This is a genomic window from Prescottella soli, assembly GCF_040024445.1.
Lineage (GTDB): Bacteria > Actinomycetota > Actinomycetes > Mycobacteriales > Mycobacteriaceae > Prescottella > Prescottella soli.
The window spans coordinates 929,605-950,007 of sequence record NZ_CP157276.1 but is presented as its reverse complement, the minus strand read 5'-3'; the positions used below and the strand labels follow the sequence as shown (position 1 = coordinate 950,007).

The window sequence follows — 20,403 nt, the reverse complement described above, 5'->3', positions numbered from 1 at the left end:
CGCGCCCACTCTCACCATCAATCCCCGCACCCAAAGGTGAACGTGACATGACCACACCCGTGCAACTGCACAACTTCGTCGAAGGACAATGGCTCGACGGTGCTGACGGCACCATCGTCAGCACCAGCCCGGCGGAGCCGGAACTCGTTGTTGCCGAGGGACGAATGGCAGGAACCGCGGAGCTCGACAGAGCTGTCGCCGCCGCCGCGCGGGTCAAGCGGGAGTGGGCGCGCACCCCCGCACACGAGCGAGGGGCGATTCTCGTTCGTGCGGCGGGACTGGTGGAGAACGCAGCCCAGGAGTGGGGCGCCGAACTCGCACTGGAGGAGGGCAAAACCAAGCCCGAAGGCATTGGGGAGGTTCTGCGCGCGGCGCAGATCCTGCGGTACTACGGCAACGACGCCGACCGCGACGCAGGCGAGATGTTCTCCTCGCCCCGGCGGGGCGAGCGCATTCTCGTCACCCGCAAACCCCTCGGCGTGGTGGGTGTGATCACCCCGTTCAATTTCCCCATCGCCATCCCGGCGTGGAAGATCGCCCCGGCCCTGACCTATGGCAACACCGTTGTGTGGAAGCCGGCCAGCACCGTCCCCCTCCTCGCGATGCGCCTGGCCCAGGCCCTCGCCGACGCCGGTCTGCCCGACGGTGTACTGAACCTGCTGATCGGCGGCGGCGCCGTCGGCAACCGCATCGTCGAACATCCCGGCATCGACGCCGTCACGTTCACCGGATCCACCGGAGTCGGCCGCAAGATCGCGGCCGCCGGCGCCGCACGGGGCGTGCCGGTGCAGGCAGAGATGGGCGGGAAGAACGCCGCCGTCGTCCTGGGCGACGCCGACCTCGACCTCGCCGCCGAACAGGTGATGTTCGGCGCGTTCCGCTCCGCCGGCCAAAAGTGCACCGCCACCTCCCGACTGATCGTCACCGACGACATCGCCGACGACTTCGTCGCCGAACTCGGCAAACGCGCCAGCGCACTCAACGTGGGCAACCCCTTGCACGACGGCATCGAAATGGGACCCGTGGTCAATGCAGCCGCGCGCACATCGATCCAGGCCGGCATCGATCGCGCACTCGACCAGGGTGCACGGCCCATAGCGGGCGGGCAGCCGTACTCCGACGGGGCGCTCGCCGCGGGCTACTTCGTCCCCCCGACCATCCTCGAACTGCCCTCGCAGTCGCCGGACGTCTGGCGCGAGGAACTGTTCGGCCCCGTCCTGGCGGTCCGGCGAGCCGCGAGTGTGGACGAGGCGTTCGCCCTTGCGAACGACAGCGAGTTCGGGCTCTCCGCGGCGATCTTCACCCAGGACCTGACCCGAACCCTCGATGCCATCGACGACATCGACGTCGGCATCTTGCACATCAACTCGGAATCGGCTGGGGCGGACCCGCATGTTCCCTTCGGCGGTGCGAAGAAGAGCGGGTACGGCCCGAAAGAGCAGGGCCGCTCGGCACGGGAGTTCTTCACCCACACCACCACGGTGTACCTACGGGGCGGGGAGGCTCGGAAATGAGCCGCGGCGCCCTCGACGGCATCGTTGTCGCCGACTTCAGCCGTGTCCTCGCCGGGCCGTACGCGACGATGCTGCTCGGTGATCTCGGTGCGGAGATCATCAAGATCGAACGACCGGGCGTCGGGGACGACACCCGGGCGTGGGGGCCGCCCTTCGACCACGAGGGAAACGCCACCTATTTCAACTCGGTCAACCGCAACAAGACCTCCGTGGTCCTCGACCTGGGCACCGAGGACGGGCGTGCGCGCGCCCGGGATCTGGTCAGCCGTGCCGACATCGTCGTCGAGAACTTCCGGGCCGGGACGATGGAGCGTCTCGGCCTGGGCTATGACGACCTCCTGGCGATCAAACCTGACCTGATCTACTGCTCGATCACCGGGTTCGGACGTGGGGGCGGCGCCGCTCTGCCGGGCTACGACCTTCTCGTGCAGGCCGTTGGTGGCCTGATGAGTATGACCGGCCCCGAACCTGGTTCCCCGACGAAAGTCGGTGTGGCACTGGTCGACGTGCTGACCGGCCTGCATGCGCTGACCGGCATACTGGCAGCGCTCAACCATCGCAACACCACCGGCCAAGGTCAACGAGTCGACACCAATCTTCTGTCGGTGCTTCTCTCGTCGCTGGTCAATCAGGCGTCTGGATACCTTGGTGCCCAAGCGGTTCCCTCGATCATCGGTAACCGGCACCCCAGCATCGCCCCGTACGAGGTGTTCCCGACCGCAGATCGCCCCATTGCGCTGGCGGTCGGGAACGACAAGCAGTTCGCCCAGCTCTGTGGTGCCCTGGGTATTCCAGAAGTCGCCGTGGACGGGCGATTCTTGACGAACACGTCCAGGGTGGCCAATCGCAGTGCCCTCTACGAGGTCGTCAGTGCTGGACTTGCTGCGCAAGGCGCGGACTACTGGTTCACGACGTTGACCGCCGTCGGCGTACCCGCCGGCCCCATCAACGACATCGCAGAAGCATTCGACTTCGCCGAGCAGTTGGGCCTGGACGCCGTGGTCGACGTGCCCGGCAGCCGCACACGGCAGGTCGCGAATCCGATATCGCTGTCAGCGACTCCGGTGCAGTATCGCAGCGCCCCACCGCGACTGGGAGATGCTGAGGACGTCGAGAAGCGAGTGTCGACCGTCGTCCCACTGCCGGGATACCTTCCGCAGCGTGCATGTGAGGTAGCCACCGAGTCGTAAACAACTGCAGTACAACCGGACCCTTGGGGGCCGGGCGCCACTCGATCAGCGAGCGGCGCCCGGCCCTCGTTTCGTTTCTGCCCCGCCTGAGGTGCGCGAGATGAAGTGGGCCAGGCCCACACGCCTGCGCGGTGCCAGCGACTAAGGAAGCTGACGACCCCACCCCTGCCGAGTCGGAATGCCGGATGAGCGCTCCTTCCTCGTGCTCGACGAGATGCGGAGCAGTTCCGGCCCACGGCGCGTACCGGAGACGATCCGGACCCTCTGGCCGGAGCGTACACATGTGCGACCAGTGTTGTACGGTTCGTCTATGGCATGGGTCACAGTGGGGATTTAGCCTCGAGCGATACCCGACGAACAGGAGCGGCATGCCCGAGCTATCGACCGACCACACCACTCTCCAAGCGGGATTGAAAAAGCGGCACCTGACCATGCTGTCCATGGGTGGGGTGATCGGTGCCGGCTTCTTCGTGGGACTGAGCGGAGTTATCGACCAGGCCGGTCCCGGCGCGATTCTCACCTGCGCCATTTGCGGATTCATCGTCTTCCTGGTGATGCGCATGCTCGGCGAGATGGCCGTGGCGAAGCCCTGTACCGGGTCGTTCACCGAGTACTCGCGCATGGCGCTCGGTGGCTGGGCGGGGTTTACCACCGGCTGGCTGTACTGGTATTTCTGGGTTGTCGTCGTCGGTATCGAGGCGGTCGTCGGCGCGACGTTGCTGGCCCGGTGGTTCCCCGGTGTTCCGTTGTGGCTGATGTCCGCCGCTCTGCTCATGGTCATGACCGTGGTCAATCTCCTGTCGGTCAGCAACTTCGGTGAGGCCGAATACTGGTTCGCCGGCATCAAGGTGGCCGTGATCATCGCCTTCATCGTGATCGCGTCCCTGTTCGTACTCGGCGTATGGCCCGGTAGCACTGCCGACTTCCACAACCTCACCGCCCACGGGGGCTTCCTCCCGAACGGGCTCGGCGTGGTGTTCGTCGGCGTCGTCACTGTCATCTTCTCGATGACGGGGGCTGAGCTGGTCACGATCGCGGCGGCAGAGTCGACCGAGCCGGCCCAGGCCATCCGACGGGCCACGAGCACCGTGGTGTTCCGGATCCTGGCCTTCTTCGTCCTGTCCACGTTCCTGCTGGTGACGATGATGCCGTGGGATTCGCTGGTGCCGGGCGAATCGCCGTTCATCGCCGCTCTGGATCTGCTCCGGATCCCGGGGGCCGCGGACATCTTGAACTTGGTGGTGTTGGTTGCCGTGCTGTCATGCCTGAACTCGGGCCTGTACACCGCATCCCGGATGCTGTTCGCGCTGTCCGCGCACCGGGACGCGCCGCGATGGATGACCCGGGTCAACAGCAGGGGCGTTCCGGTCAAGGGAGTCTTGTCGTGCACGTTCATCGGCTACTGCTGCATAGCCGCCGCCTACGTGTGGCCGGACACGATCTTCCTGTATCTCGTCAACTCCTCGGGGGCGATCTGCCTGTTCGTGTACGTGCTGATCTGCCTGTCCGAGTTGCGACTTCGCCGACGTTGGGAGAAGGACAGCCCGGAGATCCTGAAGTTCCGCGTGTGGCTGTTTCCCTGGCTGCCGATCGCGGTCACCGGAGTCATCCTGGCAATCTTGGTGGGGATGGGGCTCAATGCCGGAACCCGTGCGGAACTTGTCCAGAGTCTGATCGCCCTGGGCGTCATTCTCCTTGCCTACGTCGCGAAGCGTCGCTCCACCCGAGAAGGAACCCACGCGCCGCAAGCCGATTCCGAGACACCGTCGGAGGCAGTGCCGGCTGAGCGCCTCGCGTAGTCTCCGCCTTCTCGGGGGTGCGCAGTCCACTCCCGAGAAGGCGGAACCCGGTGGTGGTGGTCCCTCCCCGGTAAGTCCGCATTCATCGAGGTGAGCACCGGTCGGTCGATCGCGGCGAGTCGAGTCTCAACGCCGATCTTCCAGGGTTCCGAGCAGCTCCCGGGCGGTGACGGCGATCCATAGTTCTGCACGCACATGGGCAGAGTCGAGGTCCCGGCCGGTCAGCTCGACCACCTTGTTCAACCGGTTCCGCATCGTGTGGCGGTGAATGCCCAGGGCGGCCGCTGCGACTTCGGTCTGCCCGTTGTGCTCGAGGAAGGCGGCCACCGTGGCAATCAGGCCACTCGCGGACGAGTGTGCGTTGTCGTAGTCGTCGAGTGCGCCGAGCACCGAATGCGACATGGCCTGCAGCTCTTCGGTGCTCTGGGAACCGAGAAGCAGGGAAAACGTTCCCAGTTCGGCGAAATTGACGAACTTCTTGTCCTGCAGTCCGCCCGCGCGGGCGGCGACGGACGCTTGCTTCATACTGCGCGCTGCCGCGAATACCGTTGCGGGAAGCCCCAGTCCACCGCCGATGGATCGCTGCAGTTGGGCGCCTACCTGCTGATGAAGACGTGTACCGATCTCCGCCGACGCCTCTGCGGGAACGATGACCACAATCTCCGATTCCGTCGGTGTCATGAGGTACGGGGTTGCATCGGCGCCGAGCAGGGTCGTGGTGCGGCGTTCGGCGGCCAGAAGCGGGCCCACGTCGGTCAGGATGATGGCCGCGACCTGTGCGTCAGGCTCGAAGCCGAAGAACCGCAACAAGCTGACGTCGACGTGCTCTCCGAACGCGAGGAGTGCCTGGGTGACGGCGGCACGCAACCGATGCTCGGCATCGACCACCTTGGCGGGCTTGCTGAGCTCGATGGAGATCAGCGACACCGCGTGGGCCACGAGTAGTCGATCCGATGGCGCCAACGGTCCACGTGAGTTGACCGCAAGATATCCATGAAGGTCTTGTGCGGCGGAGATGCTCTGAATCGTGCAGTACCCGTGATCACCGGCGATGACCTTGCTCGTCGAGCGACGTCGGCTGGCCCCGGATCGTGCGGCATCTGCCACCGAGCGGGCGAGGGTGACGGCGTGGGGAGCGTCCGCACCGTGTACCGCGAGGATGCGCTGGTCGATGTCGATCACGGCCAGTGACGACGACAGGGCACGCCCGAGTGCCGAGATGACCGCGGGGATGCCACCTCGCAACGTGGCCCGGGCGAACGTCTCCTGTTGGTCGACGACGCTTTGTATCGCGCGGATCTGGTCGGCGGTCAGTTCGTCGATCACGGCGCGGGTGATGGCGATGAACGGGGTCGATGCAGGCACCGAGAGGATTGCCAGCCCGAGCGCGTCGCCCGCAGCGCGAATACCGTCGGGGACTCTCGCGAACGTCGTGCCGGTATCGAACGCGAGGGCTGCGGCGCCGGCCTGCACCAGGGAGGACACGTAGTTGTACTGTTCGTCCGCACTCGTACCGATCTTCAGTCCGGTGGTCATGACGAGCTCGCCCCCGGACAGCCATGGGGTCGGATCCACGAGCTCGATCGCATGTGCCCAATCGATGACGCGATCAGCGCCTTCGAGGCCTGCCACCAGCGACAGGCCGAGGTCGCTGATCTGAGTCAGTCGGCGAACAGTTATCGCCAATTTCGTCCCTCCCGCAGTTTTCCGGTCAGTGTATTTTGTCCAGCTTCCGGCGACCGCACGTGGACGCCATCGAGAGGCCCGGCCCCGGCCGTCGTACCGGCGTAGTCGACCGACGCTGATGTCGATCGACACGCTATGGCGTGGACGTCGCGGGCGCCGCCTGGGCCGGTGCGGCATCGGTTGGAGCGGAGGCGAGGTTGTCCAGGCTCAGGTGGATCTCCGTGATCACCGCGGGTGAGCGCAATGACGCGCGCAGGACCTCTTCGATTCGTTTGATCCGATAGCGCACCGTGTTCGGGTGTAAGGCGCACTGCTTGGCGGTGGCGGTCACATCGAGGTCGTTCGCGAAGTAGTCACGCAGGAAGTCCAGGAGTTCGGGATGGTCCTCGATGAGGGGCGTCAATTGGTCTGCTGCCTTGCGTGCGGTAATCGCTTGATCGCGACCTGCCAGGAGCCAGTCGCTGATCCCGACATCTTCGAATCGTATGGCGGTGGACTTGGCGCGTATCGCTGCCCGCCGTGCGCACTGTGCATCGCGTAGCCGCTCCGGTCCGGTGTGGAGGTCGTCGAACGGCTCGCTGAATCCGCAGACCACCCCCTCCCGTAGGTTCTGGAGCCACGTGTCGACCGAATTGTTCTCGGCCGGAACGATGCCGAGTAGCTCGCGCTCGCCCTGCGCAAGCAGAAGCGGCAGGCGCGAATCGTGGGCAAGGTCGACGACATCCTGCTCGACCGCGTCGAGCAATCGGTCCGCGCGGAAGGTCCACCGTCCGCCGTCATAGGTTCGCGGTGCGGCGAGGGAGACTATGCGGAGCTTCGGTCGTCGACCGAATCGCAGCATCTCCAATCTGTCGAGGACGGATTCGGGGTCGGGGACGTCGCCGGAAACCAGAATCCGCACCAGGGCAGCCCGAATCGCCCGGTTCTCGGTCGTGGCCCTGTGGCGCGCACGCTCGATGGTGTTGAGCAGTCGCAGCGCCACCTCTACTGCGGGAGCCGCAAGGGGATCCGGGATTTCGTGGCGTCTGGAGGCGACCGCCAACCAGTAGTTGTGTCCGCCGGGTGAGATGGAGTGGGCACTGACCATCCACCGGCCGACGCGGAATCGAAGCTGTCCGGTCCGACCGCGCAGCTGAGCACGGATCAGATGCAGGGGTGCTTCGCCGGCGGAGGCGACCACGTCTCCGACTTCGCTGTAGAGCACGACGCTGCTGCGCAGCAGCTCCGCCAACCGTCCGACGAGGTCTGCCTCGGGCGCCGGGGACGCCATCGCCTCGAGGAGATGGTTCTGCATTTGCAGCGTGCGTCTGAGAACCATGGAATCGGTTGTTCTCGTAGCGGCCGCGACTTGGGCAACCACGTCCATGAACCGCACATGCGCCGGTATGGAAATGATGGCGAAGTGATGGCGGTTCGCTTCATCGACAAGGGCGCGCGGCACCGTCTCGGTGATGACCCCGACGCCGTAGCCGAGAGCGGAGACACCGGCGGCGACCAGCTCGCGGACCAGTTCGCGCTGGGCGCGGGCGGCATTTTCATGCCCCGCGAAACGGGTCCCCGTGGTGAGCATGAGGGTGTGGGGTTCGAGCCACCGCGCGGGCGCTTCGATCTCGATCGGGTGTGCGCTGACCAGCTGTACGTTCGGGTCACAGTCACTCTCGAGCGTCAAGCCGAGGTCCTGCTCGAGCAGAAGGTCGACCAGGCGGAAATGGTCGGCTTCCATCGGGGGACTACTCACGTCTGGATGTTAACAACTCCAACAGTACTGGCGCGTAGTTTCACTTTCTCCAATTGATCGGCTGTCGGGCTGGACACATACTTGCCAAACCCGAACGAGGAGTATGGCCTTGATCACACCCAGTCCCGACCGAAATCTTCGAGTCGCTGTCGATGTCGGCGGAACCTTCACCGACGTCTGCATCTTCGACTCTCGCGCCTCGACCACCCGCGTGGCGAAGGTGCCTTCGACTCCGCACGACCCTATGGAGGCCGTTGTCGAGGGTGTTCGCAGCGCCGGTGTCGACCTCGCTGAGGTCGCACTGTTCTCACACGGCACGACAGTGGCCACGAACGCACTCATCACCCGGCAGTTCCCTGCTGCGGCGCTCGTGACGACCCGTGGGTTCCGCGACGTCCTCGAGATCCGCGACGGCACCAAAGATGAGCTGTGGGACGCATACTCGGATGTCGGAGCCCCCTACATTCGCCGCCGCGATCGGTACGAGGTCACCGAACGCATCGACTACGCAGGCGAGATCATCACCCCGTTCGACGAGGCGGGCGCCCGCGAGGTCGCGCGGATCCTGCGGCGGAAGCAAATCCAGACCGTTGCTGTGTGCTTCATGAACTCGTATGTCAATCGCGCCCACGAGAAGCGCATGCGGGAAATCCTCGAAGAGGAACTGCCGGGTGTGAGCGTATCGACGTCCAGTGAGATCCTCCCGGAGATCTTCGAGTACGACCGTGCGTCGACGACGGTGGCCAATGCGGTGCTCGCGCCCTTGGTCAGTGGTTATGTCAACCGGCTCGAGGAGCAGCTCCGTGCCGACGGATACGACGGTGATCTGCTGCTTCTGCACTCTGGTGGTGGATCGATGACGCCGACCATGGTTGAGCGATACCCGGTCCGATTGGCTGCCTCCGGTATCGCCGCCGGCGCGATTGCCGTCGCCGACATCGCCAACCGATGTGGATATCCCAACGCCATCGGCCTGGACATGGGCGGAACCAGCACCGACATCTCCCTCGTCTATGACGGAGAGGTTCGTACGACCAAGCAGTGGCAGGTCGAGTACGGATTCCCGATCTCGTTCCCGAGCATCGAAGTGCTGACCATCGGCGCCGGCGGCGGATCATTGGCCTGGATCGACGAGGCCGGTTCGCTGCGTAACGGTCCTGCCTCGGCTGGAGCTGCTCCCGGCCCCGCCTGCTACGGATGGGGTGGAGTCGAGCCGACCAACACCGACGCCAACCTCGTGCTGGGGCGTCTGGGGTCGTCGCTGGTCGGCGGTGGCCTGAGCCTCGACACCGAAGCCGCCGAGAAGGCGATCCGCCGGGTGATCGCCGACCGGCTCGACGTCGACACCGACATCGCAGCCAGCGACATCATTCAGGTCGCCAACGCCAACATGGCTGACGCGGTACGACTGCTGTCGATCCGCCGCGGATACGACCCCCGCGACTTCGTTCTCGTCGTCTGCGGCGGTGCCGGTGCGCTGCACGGCGCGGCGCTGGCCAAGGAACTGAACATTCCCACCGTCGTCGTGCCCCCGCACCCCGGAATCACCTCCGCGCAAGGGTGTCTGCTCGTCGACATTCGTCACGACCTGTCCGCGATGTTCCAGGGATTGGTCACCGATATCGATACGGCGGAGTTGGAGCGTGAGTTCGTCAGGCTCGAACGCGAAGGGCTGCAACGGCTCGAACACGAGGGAGTGCCCGCCGACCGGATGGTGCTCGACCGCAGCATCAGCATGCGCTATGCCGGGCAGTGGCGATCCTTGACTGTCACAGCCGGCAGCGGTGAAGGGTTCCTCGCGGAGGCGGTGGAGCGCTTCCACGAGGAACACGAGCGGGACTACTCGTTCCGCCGCGACGACACACCCGTCGAGATCTATCAGATCGGGTTGCGCGCGATCGGCACCACACCGAAGCCGCAGTTCCCCCAGCACACGGTGCCGTCCACTGTCGTGCCGACGCCGAGTGCGCACCGCTCGGTGTACTTCGACGAACTCGGCGAACGCGTCGGAACCCCGGTGTACGACCGGGACGACCTGCGCTACGGCGCCCGAATCGAGGGCCCCGCCATCATCTCCCAGCTCGATTCGACCACCGTGGTGCCGCCGAGGACGACCGCGGTGATCGACGAATGGGCCAACATCCGCATCAACATCTCGCAGGAGGCCAAGTGAGTACCTCGTCGACGCTCGACCGCACCCTCGACCCCGTAACCTTCGAGGTACTGAAGAACGCCTTCGTCACCTCCGTCGACCTGATGTCCGAGCAGATCCTGCGGACGTGCTATTCGTTCGTCATCTACTCTCGCGACTTCTCCTCCGCGTTGTGTGATGCCGAGGGCAATACCGTCATGCAGGGCAGCCAGGACATCGCCGTCCACGTCGGGACCCTGCACTTCCAGTGCAAGGCAGTCCTCGAGGAATTCGGTGACGACATCAATCCGGGCGACGTCTTCGCCATCAACGATCCCTACCGCGGCGGAACTCACCTCAACGACGTCAGCTTCATTCGACCCATCTTCGCCGACGGCACCCTGATCGCCTTCGCGCAGAACAAAGGTCACTGGGCCGACGTCGGTGGCAGCGTCCCGGGGTCGTTCGACGTCACCGCCACCGAGCACTTCGCCGAGGGACTGCGCATCACCCCGGTACGGTTGTGGCACGAAGGCAGATTCCTCGCCGACGTCGCCAAGCTGCTCGTCGCGAACACTCGATCACCCGAAATCAGCATGGGAGATCTGCATGCCCAGGCAGAAGCCACCGGAGTATGCGAACGCGAACTCCACCGTCTGGTCGACAAATACGGCCGAGGCACCGTCACCGCAGCCATGCAGCAGGTGCAGGACTACGTGGAACGCATTGTGCGCCAACGCGTCGCGGCGCTTCCCGACGGCACCTGGACCACCGAGGACCACCTCGACTCCGACCCGGCGAAACCCGAAGGCCTGGTGCCTATCCGGGTGACGATGACCATCGAGGGCGACCAACTGAGCTACGACCTCAGCGGAAGCGCCCCCGCGGTGGCCAGCTTCCTCAACTGCGGATACGGCACCGCCTTCTCCGGGATCGTGGCGGGAACGAAGACGTTCTTCCCCGACGTCCCACTCAACTCCGGTCTCTACAACGCCATCACCACCGAACTCGGGCCCGAGGGAACCGTGGTCAACGCGGGATGGCCGCATGCTGTGACCGGATTCTGTTCCGGGCCCTACGAGAAGATCATGAACGCGATCTTCGAGTTGTGGTCGAAGATCGTCCCCGAACGGGCCATCGCGTGCTCGTTCAACCTCGAGTACCTCCTCATCGGCGGCCGGGACGCGCGCGACGCTCAACACCCGTTCTTCATGTGGTACGACTGGATGGCCGGCGGATGGGGCGGCCGCAGCACCAAGGACGGCGCCACCGCCACGGCCCCGGTGTTCGGTGTCGGCTTGGCCGTACAGCCCTGCGAAGGGCAAGAACGCCTCACTCCGGTCCTGACCAGTGAACACTCGATCATCACCGACTCCGGTGGTCCCGGAACCCACCGTGGGGGATGCGGGCTGTCCAAGGGCGGCGTGCTCACCGACTGCGACAACACGGTGATGTCCTACTGCTGCGACCGCGCCCGATCGCTGACGTGGGGCATCGAGGGCGGACTGCCGTCCATTCCGCACGGCGTCTGGCTCAACCGCGGCACACCGGACGAACAATTCCTCGGCTCGGTCTTCTCCAACGTTGCCATCCAGTCCGGCGACTCGTTCGAAAGGCCCTCCGCCGGAGGCGGCGGCTACGGTGACCCGCTCGAACGCGAACCCGAGGACGTGGTCGACGACGTCATCGACGGCTACGTCTCGATCGAGCGTGCCGCACTCGACTACGGAGTCGTCATCGACGCCGTCGATCCCGAGATCGACCATTTCGTCGTGGACGACAGCAAGACCAGGCAACTACGCGCGAGCATTCGGAAGTCGCGCCGAAGCTGGCTCACCGCCGACCCTGCCGAAATCGCCGAACGCTACCGCAACGGCGAACTCGACATGCTCGACCTCATCCGCCGCTACGGGGTCATCGTCGACTGGGGGACCGGGGAACTGCTGCCCACCACCACAACGCAGTTCCGCGAACTCCTCCAGAATCGGGCTGCGCAGCACTGGAACTGACCTGATCAGGCGCCTTGGCGGGTTCCTCAACCTCGCCAAGGCGCCACTGCAGGCGCGACGGCATCATCGCGCTCGGTGCGAATTTCGTTTGGAGTCAACGACATCAGGGTTGCATCCCACCCTGATCATTAGAATCGCCGGCGCTCTCCGCGCGGGATTCCCATAGCTCGGAAACCGGCACCAGTCCGCCGGAACGCGATCACCGCCCGAGAGCCCCTCCGTCTTCTCTCCCGCATTTCTCTCGGCCTCCACGTCGAGAGACACGTCTCTACCTCGCTGGTACTCGTTCACAAGCAGAGAGATACCCCCATGCCCAAGCACGATATCGCGGCCCCGATCCCCACCGAATCCGCCGTTGCTCTCGAATCTGCGCTTCCTGACTCTCAACGCGTATCCCGATGGTCGCTGACAATGGCGTGGTGGGCCATGTTCAGTGCCATGTTCTGGCTCTACGTCGCGTCCGCCTCGGCCGATGCCGTGGGGGTGCCGAACACCGTCATCGGGATGGGCCTGTCGGTCGTCACCTACGGGATCATCAATCAAGTTCTCGCTCGGTACGCGGCACGAACCGGCCTGTCGGTCGAATCGTTGTCCCGCAAGATGTTCGGGACTGTCGGATCCGTCCTCGCCCCGCTGGTGTTCGCGGCCACCGCCCTCTACTTCGGTGTCTTCGAAGGCTCCATCGTCGCCGTCGCGCTCCAGGACGACTTCGGCGGAGACCTGCGTATCTGGTACCTGGTGTGCGTCGTCTACATGATTCCGCTCGTGATCGGCGGGGTCGCAACCTGGTTGGACAAGATCAATGGCATCCTTCTACCCTTCTACGTCGTCGGCTTGGTCGCGGTTGTCGTCGGCGCGACGATCAAGCGGGGGTACCCCAGTGGATGGCTCGATTCCGTCTCGACGACCGGCCCCCTCCCGGGCTGGATGACCTCATTCCTGATCTACATGGGTGTGTGGGTGATGATGATGTACACCTTCGACTACGCCCGCCTCGGTAAGCCGCGCGACGCAAAGTTCCACGGCACGGTCACCTTCGGGTGGGTTTTCTACCTGTTCACCTTCGGTGCGAACGGCCTGATCGGCATCTACCTGCTGAGCAGCTGGGGAATCGCGGGCAGCGAAACCGGCGTCGTCGAGGCCGTGATCAACTCTCTCGGGATCGCCGGCGTCCTGCTGATCCTCGTATCGCAAACACGCATCAACACGGCCAACTACTACCTTGCTTCGAGCAACCTGCAGGTACTTGCCGACCGGGCATTCGGAAGAGTCACGCCGCGAGCGGTGTGGGTGCTGGTGGCTGGAGTCCTCACCTACCTCTTCATGCTCACCGACGTCCTGGGATATCTCCTCACGGCTCTCGCGTGGCAAGGAGTTCTGGTCACCGCATGGGTGGCCATCGCGCTGGTCCACATCGCTCTCCGACAGCGGGACCACGAGGAAGTGGCCACCCGGATGATGGGCGGCGGGGCAGTGGCATGGTTGCTGGCCTCCGCGGTCGGTATCGCGGCGACGGTACAAACTGCATACCCGGTGGTTTCCCAGCTCGCACCGATAATCACGGTGGTGCTCGCGGCGGGTTCGTACTGGTTGGCGCGCACCTCGCGACTCCGCGGAAGAAGCCTTCCCCTGCCGGATCAGGACAGCCTGAACACTGACAACAGCCCGATCCATGACGAACCGCAGTCCGTCTGAACCGGTCTCGGTACTCGTGCGGCCTTCAGCCTGGCAGTGACCTGCTTGGGAACCGTTGCTGCCCAAGGGTTCGACTCACCGGGCCGCGAGCTTCCTCACCTGACGATCAGCCGACGCTGTTTTGTACGACGCGCTCGATCAAGTCGACCTTCTCCACGCCGGAGGTGGCGAGCCCGAGTGATCCGGTGGACGAGAGCACGGCGATACCGTGGATCCCGACCCACAGGGCGGCCGCACTCCCTTCGGGGTCGCGCGCGTCGGTGGACTGCTCGATCAGCTGCACCAGCCACTGGAACAGCGGGCGGGATACGTTCCGCAGCTCCGCGCCGGAGCCTGCGAGCAGGTCGTGACGGAAGATCAGAGTGAACATGGCGGGACGGCGACCGGCGAAATCCACGTAGGTGGTGGCCACCGAGACGAGACGGTTCTCGGGCTGTTCGGCCGCGGTGACCAGAGCTGCGGAGAGGTCCTGCAACCCCACCTCGGCAATCGCGGCGAGAAGGCTTCGGTGTGTGGGGAACCAGCGCCGCGGCGCGCCGTGGGAGACGCCCGCTCTCCGCGCGATCTCCCGCAGTCCGATGTCCGCGGAGTCGCTCTCCTCGAGCAGCTCGACGCCGGCTCGTACCAGTGCCGATCTCGTATCTTGACCTGTCACGTAGACAGTGTCTCCCATAATCGTGTAGACACTGTCTATGTCCCTCTGGATTCGCTGCTTCCACCGGCTGTGTAGATGCGTCCTCATCGGGCCGGCCCTGTACCTGTGGGGGCGTCCGAAGATCCTGGGCCGAAACAACATTCCGCGGACCGGGCCGGTCATCGTGGCGGCCAATCACCTCGCCGTGCTCGACTCGTTCTATCTGACGCTGGCGGCCCGGCGGCAGGTCACCTTTCTGGCGAAGCGTGAGTACTTCGATCGCGGCGGGTCGACCGGCCGACTCCAACGGTGGTTCTTCTCGGCTGTGGGCCAGATTCCGGTCGATCGACGAGGCGGCGCGAGAGCCGTGTCGGCCCTCGCGGCCGCGGCCGGGATCGTCGAGCGGGGTGGGGTGTGGGGCATCCACCCGGAAGGGACGCGTTCGCCCGACGGTCGTCTCTACCGCGGGCGGACCGGCGCGGTCCGCGTCGCGATGGACACCGAGGTCCCCCTGGTGCCGGTGGCGATCACGGGGACGCGGCCGGATCGTTCCGTCCCGTGGTGGCGGCGCAGGGTCGTGGTCGAGATCCTCGAGCCTCTGGACCTGACGCCGTTCCGAAACGAAGGTGCGGCCGGCGTTCGCGATGCCACGGATACCTTGATGCTCGCGATCGGAGCCCGAACCGGGCAGCGGTACGTCGACGAGTACGCGAAGGCGTGGACGATGCCAAGCGACCTGCCGGAGGCCGCCTGACGGCCGATTTCGAGCGGTCGAGAACGGCTCGGGCCTACTCCCGGTTCAGGGTTGCCTCCTCGAGGTCGAGTTCGCGCAGCACCTGGCGCAGCACCTCGTCGTCGATCCGTCCGCTGTCGCGTTCTGCGATGAAGATGCCCCGCTCCGTCTCCAGCATCTGCAGGCGCAGGGCGCGGAAGGCGGCGGACGGGCTCTCGCCCAACTCGGCCTCGCTGCGTCCCAGGCGCTCCCATGCCGCGTGGGCGCGGTGCTCGCTCCACGTGCGCAGGATCTCCGCGGCCCGCTCACGGACGTCGGCGGAATCCTCGTCGGCGTTCGCGACCAGGCTGTCGAGCAGTTCCGTCGCGGCCCGCGCGGCTTTGTCCTGCGCGGCGGCCAGCGTGACCGCGTCGTTGCGGCGTTCCTCTTCGTCGCCGACCCCGAGCCGGGTGATCAGCCACGGCAGGGTCAGCCCGTGCAGGAGGAGGGTGCCGACCACGACGGCGAAGGTGATGAACAGGATCATGTCGCGCCCGGGGAACGGCGCGCCGGAATTGACGGTCAGCGGGATCGCGAAGGCCGCGGCCAGCGAGACCACACCGCGCATGCCGGACCACGCGACCACGAACACCCCTCGGGGCGGCGGTGACGGCTCGCGCTCGCGGATCCGCGCCGACAGCAGCCGCGGCAGATAGGTCGCGGGGTAGACCCACGCCAGCCGGACCGCGATCACGGCGACGAGCACGGCAACGGAGGCGCCGACGACCTCGGCCACGCTGCGGCCGTGGAGTCCCTGTACGACACTCGGCAATTGCAGCCCGATCAGCAGGAACACGAACGACTCGAGGACCACGTCGATGGCCTTCCACACCGCGGTGTCCTGTAGGCGGGTCGCGTATCCGGCGCGCGTCGACCGCTGGCCCAGATACAGGCCGGCGACGACGACCGCGATCACCCCGGAACTGTGTATCTCCTCGGCCGCCAGGTATGCGACGAAGGGGACCACCAGTCCGATCGCGCTCTCCATCACCGGATCCGTGAGCCGAGAACGGATCGCGGCGACGACGATCCCCACGCCGAGGCCGATCAGGGTGCCGCCGATCGCGGCACCGAGGAACGTGCGCACCCCCTCCAGCAGCGTCACGCCGGCGCCGACCGCTGCAGCGAGGGCCACCCGGTAGACCGTGAGCGCGGTCGCGTCGTTGAGCAGGCTCTCGCCGCCCAGCAGAGTCATGATCCGCCGGGGTAGGCCGAGGCGTCGTCCGATCGCGCTGGCTGCCACCGCATCCGGCGGCGCCACGACCGCCCCCAGGACCAGCGCGGCGGCGACGGGAAAGTCGGGAATGGTCAGGTATGCGACCAGACCGACGACGGCGGTGGTGGCCAGCGGCAGGCCGACCGCGAGCAGCGCGATCGGGCGCGCGTTGCGGCGCAGCGCGAGCGAGGAACTGTCGAGTGCGGCCGAGTAGAGCAGCGGCGGCAGCACCACGTACAGCACGAGCTGGGGATCGAGTGCGGTGTCGGGGAGCCCCGGAATCTGCGACCCGGCCAGCCCCACCAGCACCAACAGCAGCGGCGCCGACCAGTTGAGGCGCCGCGCGAGGGCGGCGGTCAGCAGCGCCGCCACCGCGACGGCGAGCAGTGCCACGTTCACGGCGGTTCTCCGTCCGACGTTTCGGGTGTGGATATCGCTCCCTGAAGCATGCAGGATGGGAGGTGATGAAGAGAGTGCTCCGGCGCGCGGCCGACGCAATCCGACCCGGATCCCTGGATCCGGCCGCAGTCGAGCCCTGCGTGGAGCTGGCGGCGGCCACCGGCCCGGACCCCGAGGCGCGCACGCCCGGGGTGTGCGAGGAATGCACGGCGCTGGGCGAGGAGAACTGGGCGCACCTGCGGATGTGCCTCACCTGCGGGCACGTCGGGTGCTGCGATTCGAGCCCCCATCGGCATGCGACCGCGCATTTCGACCAGACCGGGCACCCGGTCATGCGATCGCACGAGCCGGGCGAGTCGTGGCGTTGGTGCTACCGGCACGCCGAGATGGGCTGACCTCGGAGGTCTGCCGGTGGTGTCAGTCCGCCTCGACGGCGGCGGCGTCCAGGCTGTTCCCGAAGGCGCAGACCGATAGTTCGGCGAGCGCGGGATCGTTGTCGGCGTTCTGGGGTGCCTCCATGGCGAGGAGGGTGTTGAGCAGCATGCCGTTGGCGATGAAGGTGCGTGCGTGTTCCGGCGTGCACCCTGTCCGCGTGCGGATCTGGGTGTAGATCTTCGACATCCAGTCGCGCGCCTGGGCGCCGATCTCGGGCATCGAGCCGGCGGCGAAGCCGTGCATCATCACCAGCAGCAGGTCTCGGTCGGCGAGCAGTTCGGTGTATGCCGCACCCATCTGCGCCCAGAGTTCCTCGTTCTCGGGATCCTCGGCGACCCTGTCGAGCGCGGGTTCGAATGCGTGCATGATCCGGCCTACCGCGTGCGCGAACACCTCGCGGAACAGGTTCGCCTTCGATCCGAACATCCGCACGACATACGGCTGCGAGACCCCGGCTTCCTTCGCGACCGCATCGGTACTGGTGCCGTGGAATCCGCCCCGTGCGAATGCCTTGGTCGCGGCAGCGAGAACGAGCTCGCGGCGAGCTTCGGCACTCATCCGCGCCTGCTTCTCCGTCTTTTCTGCCGTCGCCATGTTGACAGGTTATCACTCGATAACTTAGCGTCGAATCGCATAAGTAATCATTCGATGCTTACAAGTGGGTAGTTCCCGACATTCCCGTCCGCAGGCCTCAGGAGCCGACATGACGACCCTCACCGATCAACTCGATCCGCGATCCTCCGAACCGGGCACCGGGGCACCGCCCGGGCGCACCGTTCCCATCTGGCTGGCCATCGTGGCCGCCTCGATCCCGATGTTCATGGCCACGCTCGACAATCTGGTGATGACCAGTGCCCTCCCGGTCATCCGGACCGACCTCAACGCGTCGGTGGGGCAGTTGCAGTGGTTCATGAACGCCTACACGCTCGCGTTCGCGACGCTCATGCTGTCGCTGTCCACCCTCGGCGACCGGCTCGGTAGGCGGCGCGTATTCCTCTGGGGCATAGCGGTGTTCGCTGCCGCGTCGATAGCGTCCGCGCTGTCGACGACCCCGGGAATGCTGATCGGCGCCCGCGCCGTGCAGGGTATCGGTGCCGCGGCGATCATGCCGCTGTCGCTCACCTTGCTGGCGGGCGCCGTTCCGCTGGCCAAGCGCGCCCTCGCGATCGGCGTCTGGGGCGGAGTGTCCGGGCTCGGTGTCGCGCTGGGCCCGGTCGTGGGCGGCGCGGTGGTCGACGGCGTCTCGTGGCAGGCGGTCTTCTGGATCAATGTCCCGGTGGCCGCGCTGGCGGCGCCGTTGGCGCTGTACGCACTGCGCGAATCCAGGGGTCGGCGTCAGCCGCTCGACCCGATCGGTGTGCTCTTCTCGGGCGGCGCGGTGTTCCTCGGTGTGTGGGGGATCGTGCACGGCAACGACGACGGCTGGACCAGTGTCTCGGTGCTGGGCACGCTGGTGGCCGCGGTGCTGCTGTCGGTCGCGTTCCTGATCCGGGAACACCGTGCCGAATTCCCGGTGATGCCGCTGCGGCTGTTCCGGTCCCGGCAGTTCACACTCGCGAACGTCATCGCGCTCACGTTCACCCTCGGCATGATGGGGGCGGTGTTCCTGCTGTCGCAGTACCTGCAGATCGTCGCCGGCTACAGTCCGTTCGCGGCGGGACTGCGGACGCTGCCGTGGACGGCCGCACCGATGATCGTCGCGCCCATCGCGGGTCTGCTGGCTCCCCGGGTCGGCGTGCGGGCCCTTCTCGTGACCGGCCTCGTTCTGCAGGGGCTGTCGCTGGTGTGGATGGCGGCGCTGATCGAACCGGGAGTGGCCTACTCGACACTTGTTCCGTCGTTCGTCATGGCCGGCGTCGGAATGGGATTGACGTTCGCGCCCAATGCGACGGCCGTGCTCGCCGACATGAAGGAAGCCGACCACGCGACGGCCAGTTCGATCAACGCGACGCTGCGCGAGATCGGTGTCGCGCTCGGTATCGCCGTCCTGACCGCCGTGTTCCTCGGCGCCGGCGGCAGCCTCACCCCGACCGGGTATACGGACGCGCTGGCACCGGCGTTGTACGTGGGGGCTGGGTTCGTGGCGGTCGCGGTCGCCGCGGCAGCACTGATGCCACCGCGGCGAGCCGCGCAGAGTAGACCGCGGCGAGCCACGTCATCGTCCGGGCGCGGTTCCCGCTGACGCCCTGGTCGATCGGTCTCGAGACGACTTCCGTCCCCGCCTCAACGAACTGCGGCCGCGCGGTCCGACACCCGGCGGAGGGCGGAGTCGTATTCGTCCTCGATGCGGTCGACGATGGTGCTCACCGGCTCGACCGCGCGGATGGTCTGCAGACCCTGGCCGGCCGCCCAGACGTCCTTCCACCTCTTGAGCGAGGCCGTGCCGGCGGTGTAGTTCTTCTCGCCGGCGGGGGGCTCGAGGTTGTCGGGGTCCAGGCCGCAGGCGAGCAGGCTCGGCTTGAGCCACGACGCCGGAGTTCCGGTGATCGCGGGGCTCACGACGAGGTCGTCCGGTCCGTGGTCGACGACCATCTGCTTGTAGGCGGTTTCGGCCATGCTTTCCTCGGCGGCAAGGAATCTGGTGCCCATGTACACCAGGTCGGCTCCTGCGGTGACCGCGCCCGCGACTCCGTACCCGTCGCTGATCCCGCCGCCGATGATCACCATTCCGTCGAAGAAGTCGCGCACCGCCGAGGTGAAGGCGAACGGGGAGAGATGACCGGTGTGGCCGCCGGCGCCGGCCGAGACGCACGCCATGCCGTCGGCTCCCGCGTCCGCTGCCTTCCTGGCGAGTTTCATGTTGACGACGTCCGCGATGACGGTGCCGCCGTATCCCTTGACGACTTCCATGACGGGCCGGGGCGAGCCGAGTGCCGTGATGACGATCTGCGGCTTGTACTCGGCGATCAGGCGAAGGTCCTCGGCCAATCGTGCGTTGCTGCTGTGGGTTACGAGGTTCGCCGCCCAGGGGCCGACTGGGCTCGCGTCGTCGTTGCCGCCCAGGCTGTCGGTGATCGTGCCCATCCACGTGTCGAGATCGTCGACGGTTCGGCAGTTCTGGGTCGGGAAGGAGCCGACGATGCCCGATCGGCACGCCGCGACAACGAGGTCCGGCCCGGAGACCAGGAACATCGGTGCGGCGACGACGGGGAGACGGAGGGTTTCGAGGAGGGGATTCGTCATGG

At 66.3% G+C, this 20,403-nt stretch carries 14 protein-coding genes and 1 pseudogene; 9 read left to right on the top strand and 6 right to left on the bottom strand.

Features of this window, described 5'->3' with window-relative positions:
- Positions 1 to 47 precede the first annotated feature (47 nt).
- The 3 genes and pseudogenes from ABI214_RS04430 to ABI214_RS04420 all read left to right on the top strand — a co-directional run bounded on the left by ABI214_RS04430 (position 48) and on the right by ABI214_RS04420 (position 4,503).
- Complete coding sequence (locus tag ABI214_RS04430; protein ID WP_348606521.1) at positions 48 to 1,514, top strand: aldehyde dehydrogenase family protein; 1,467 nt, start codon at positions 48 to 50, stop codon at positions 1,512 to 1,514.
- Positions 1,511 to 2,617 (top strand): annotated as a pseudogene (locus ABI214_RS04425) (CaiB/BaiF CoA transferase family protein); the annotation flags it as partial. The gene ABI214_RS04430 and the pseudogene ABI214_RS04425, both read left to right, overlap by 4 nt.
- Before the next feature lie 455 nt (positions 2,618 to 3,072).
- Positions 3,073 to 4,503 carry an amino acid permease gene (locus ABI214_RS04420; protein WP_348611260.1) on the top strand — a complete coding sequence of 477 codons (1,431 nt, stop codon included), beginning with the start codon at positions 3,073 to 3,075 and terminating at the stop codon, positions 4,501 to 4,503.
- Positions 4,504 to 4,629: 126 nt separating this feature from the next.
- Here the strand turns inward: ABI214_RS04420 and ABI214_RS04415 are convergent, their stop codons facing one another.
- Both ABI214_RS04415 and ABI214_RS04410 read right to left on the bottom strand, forming a co-directional pair.
- Complete coding sequence (locus tag ABI214_RS04415) at positions 4,630 to 6,189, bottom strand: PucR family transcriptional regulator (protein WP_348606518.1); 1,560 nt, start codon at positions 6,187 to 6,189, stop codon at positions 4,630 to 4,632.
- Positions 6,190 to 6,322: 133 nt separating this feature from the next.
- On the bottom strand, positions 6,323 to 7,912 hold the full coding sequence (locus ABI214_RS04410) for a PucR family transcriptional regulator (RefSeq protein ID WP_348606515.1): 1,590 nt from the start codon (positions 7,910 to 7,912) through the stop codon (positions 6,323 to 6,325).
- 118 nt (positions 7,913 to 8,030) lie between these two features.
- Between ABI214_RS04410 and ABI214_RS04405 the strand changes: the two genes are divergently transcribed.
- From ABI214_RS04405 to ABI214_RS04395, 3 genes are all read left to right on the top strand, one after another.
- Positions 8,031 to 10,100: a hydantoinase/oxoprolinase family protein gene (locus ABI214_RS04405; RefSeq protein ID WP_348606512.1), complete on the top strand. Its 2,070-nt coding sequence runs from the start codon at positions 8,031 to 8,033 to the stop codon at positions 10,098 to 10,100.
- On the top strand, positions 10,097 to 12,067 hold the full coding sequence (locus tag ABI214_RS04400) for a hydantoinase B/oxoprolinase family protein (RefSeq protein WP_348606509.1): 1,971 nt from the start codon (positions 10,097 to 10,099) through the stop codon (positions 12,065 to 12,067). The genes ABI214_RS04405 and ABI214_RS04400 overlap by 4 nt, the downstream gene beginning before the upstream one ends.
- A gap of 309 nt (positions 12,068 to 12,376) precedes the next feature.
- Positions 12,377 to 13,762 (top strand): purine-cytosine permease family protein, encoded by a 1,386-nt coding sequence (locus tag ABI214_RS04395; protein WP_348606507.1) that lies wholly within the window; start codon positions 12,377 to 12,379, stop codon positions 13,760 to 13,762.
- A gap of 106 nt (positions 13,763 to 13,868) precedes the next feature.
- Here the strand turns inward: ABI214_RS04395 and ABI214_RS04390 are convergent, their stop codons facing one another.
- The gene (locus ABI214_RS04390) at positions 13,869 to 14,417 is read right to left on the bottom strand and encodes a TetR/AcrR family transcriptional regulator (RefSeq protein ID WP_348606503.1); all 549 of its coding nucleotides are present in this window, start codon (positions 14,415 to 14,417) and stop codon (positions 13,869 to 13,871) included.
- Positions 14,418 to 14,454: 37 nt separating this feature from the next.
- Between ABI214_RS04390 and ABI214_RS04385 the strand changes: the two genes are divergently transcribed.
- Positions 14,455 to 15,150 (top strand): lysophospholipid acyltransferase family protein, encoded by a 696-nt coding sequence (locus tag ABI214_RS04385; protein ID WP_348606500.1) that lies wholly within the window; start codon positions 14,455 to 14,457, stop codon positions 15,148 to 15,150.
- A gap of 34 nt (positions 15,151 to 15,184) precedes the next feature.
- Here the strand turns inward: ABI214_RS04385 and ABI214_RS04380 are convergent, their stop codons facing one another.
- Positions 15,185 to 16,783, bottom strand: coding sequence for a Na+/H+ antiporter (locus ABI214_RS04380; protein ID WP_348606498.1), 1,599 nt, complete (start codon positions 16,781 to 16,783; stop codon positions 15,185 to 15,187).
- A 65-nt stretch (positions 16,784 to 16,848) separates the two neighbouring features.
- Here ABI214_RS04380 and ABI214_RS04375 point away from each other — a divergent pair, with 65 nt between their 5' ends.
- On the top strand, positions 16,849 to 17,178 hold the full coding sequence (locus tag ABI214_RS04375; RefSeq protein WP_348606493.1) for a UBP-type zinc finger domain-containing protein: 330 nt from the start codon (positions 16,849 to 16,851) through the stop codon (positions 17,176 to 17,178).
- A gap of 22 nt (positions 17,179 to 17,200) precedes the next feature.
- Here the strand turns inward: ABI214_RS04375 and ABI214_RS04370 are convergent, their stop codons facing one another.
- Positions 17,201 to 17,812 carry a TetR/AcrR family transcriptional regulator gene (locus ABI214_RS04370; RefSeq protein ID WP_348606491.1) on the bottom strand — a complete coding sequence of 204 codons (612 nt, stop codon included), beginning with the start codon at positions 17,810 to 17,812 and terminating at the stop codon, positions 17,201 to 17,203.
- A 109-nt stretch (positions 17,813 to 17,921) separates the two neighbouring features.
- On the opposite strand from ABI214_RS04370, the gene ABI214_RS04365 reads away from it, so the two are divergent.
- Positions 17,922 to 19,400, top strand: coding sequence for an MFS transporter (locus tag ABI214_RS04365; RefSeq protein WP_348606489.1), 1,479 nt, complete (start codon positions 17,922 to 17,924; stop codon positions 19,398 to 19,400).
- Positions 19,401 to 19,441: 41 nt separating this feature from the next.
- On the opposite strand, the gene ABI214_RS04360 is transcribed toward ABI214_RS04365, so the two are convergent.
- Positions 19,442 to 20,401, bottom strand: coding sequence for an NAD(P)H-dependent flavin oxidoreductase (locus ABI214_RS04360; protein ID WP_348606487.1), 960 nt, complete (start codon positions 20,399 to 20,401; stop codon positions 19,442 to 19,444).
- Between the last annotated feature and the right edge of the window lie 2 nt (positions 20,402 to 20,403).